Genomic DNA, 1,882 nt, shown 5'->3' with positions numbered 1-1,882 from the left:
TAAATTTAAAGCAAAATCATAATCTTACACAAAATTAGTTTTCAAATTGTCATATTGATGATTTTTTTTATTTCATCAAGAGTTTTCGACAAAATTAAAGAAAAATTTTATTCTTTAAATAACAGTTTCCGTAACTCGTAATTCACGGATAACTGTAATAAAAATATCACCAGGAATTGCCTTTGCTTGTTTAATTTTTTCCTTAATATCAAGCGCAATTTTATGAGTACGAGCATCATCATTAATAATTGGATTAACAATAACTCGAATTTGTCGTCCTGCTTGTAAAACATAAGCTGATTGGACACCATGGACTGTTTGGCAAATTTTTTCTAACTCATTCATTCGAGCAATATAATTTTCAACAGTATTATTACGACTGCCTGGACGAGCAGCTGACAACGTATCAGCTGCTGATACTAAAATAGAATAAGGATTAGTTACTGGTACTTCGCCATGATGCGAAGCGATTGCATTAATAATAATTGGATGTTCATTACATTTTGTTGCAATTTGAACACCTAAAGTAACATGACTTCCTTCATTTTCAAAATCAACTGCTTTTCCAATATCATGTAATAACCCAGCACGCATTGCAATTGCAGAGTCTAACCCCAGTTCACTTGCCATTATTGCTGCTAATTTTGCTACTTCGACAGAATGTAATAAGACATTTTGACCATAACTAGTTCGATATTTTAAAATTCCTAAGTGACGAATTAATTCAATATCTAAATTATCAATTGCTAATTCAGCCGCAATTTCTTTTCCTGCTTCAAGAATTGTCATTTCGATTTCTTCTTGTTCTAATTTGATTGTTTCTTCAATTCGCGTTGGTTGAATTCGGCCATCAAGTAATAATTTTTCTAAAGTTTTTTTTGCAATTTCCCGACGAATTGGGTTAAAAGATGAAATTTGTACAACATTAGGTGTATCATCAATAATTAAATCAACCCCTGCTGCTATTTCAAATGTACGAATATTACGTCCATCTTTCCCAATAATTCGTCCTTTCATATTATCATCTTCTAAATAAATTGAAGTTGTTGTTTTTTCTGCCACAACTTTTGCTGCATAACGTTCAATTGCAGTAGTAATAATGTTAATGGCTGTTTGTTTGGCATTAATTTTTGCAGTATTTTCAGCATTTCGTAAAAATTCACCAATTTCCTTTTGATACCGATCACTTATTTCTTTAAAAAGAACATCTTTTGCTTCTTCAAGTGAATATCCGGCAACTTTTTCAAGTTGATGAAGATTTCGTTCTACCATTTCTTGATAATAGTTAATCTTTCCTTGCAATTCTTCTTTCTTGCGAAACACTTCTTGCTCTTTGCCATTTAATACTTCTTCTCTCTCAACAATTAAACGTTCTCTATCTACTAAAAATTTTTCGGTTGCTAAAAATTCTTCACGTTTGCGAGTTAATTCATCTTTCATTTCTTGTCTAATTTGTGCTGCTTCAACGCGTCCATCTGCTTTAGCAGCATTAATAATTTTTTTTGCTTTATCTTCTGCTTGTTTAATTTTTAATTTTGTTTTTTTGATTAATTTAAATCTTAAATATTTTTCAAATAAATATCCAAGAAAGTAAGAACCTATTGCAACAGCAATAAGGATAATTACTCCTATGTGTGTTTGCATAATTATTTCTCCTTTACTTAAAAGATTAAGTAAGAAGTATTAATTTTAAATATATAAGTGGAATACTAGCAATGAAATTATTGCCACATTTTATTATACTCTTTTTTAGAAAAATTTTCGCAGAAGATTCCTTTAATTTTGTCGAAAACTCTTGATATTTATAAAATATACCTAAAATTAGGTATATTTTTAATATATGGAGGTAAATAATTAATGAAAAAAATAATTACAGAATWAW

Annotated in this window: 1 protein-coding gene; it reads right to left on the bottom strand. The window is 29.4% G+C overall.

What is annotated here, in order from left to right:
• Positions 1–114: 114 nt before the first annotated feature.
• On the bottom strand, positions 115–1,644 hold the full coding sequence (gene rny / locus EHV01_RS05145) for a ribonuclease Y (RefSeq protein WP_422066519.1): 1,530 nt from the start codon (positions 1,642–1,644) through the stop codon (positions 115–117).
• Between the last annotated feature and the right edge of the window lie 238 nt (positions 1,645–1,882).

The organism is Spiroplasma sp. hy2 (genome assembly GCF_044714365.1).
In the GTDB taxonomy this organism is placed as follows: domain Bacteria; phylum Bacillota_I; class Bacilli_A; order Mycoplasmatales; family Mycoplasmataceae; genus Spiroplasma; species Spiroplasma phoeniceum.
Note: the sequence above shows the minus strand (reverse complement) of the source record. Positions and strands in the feature narration are given on the sequence as shown.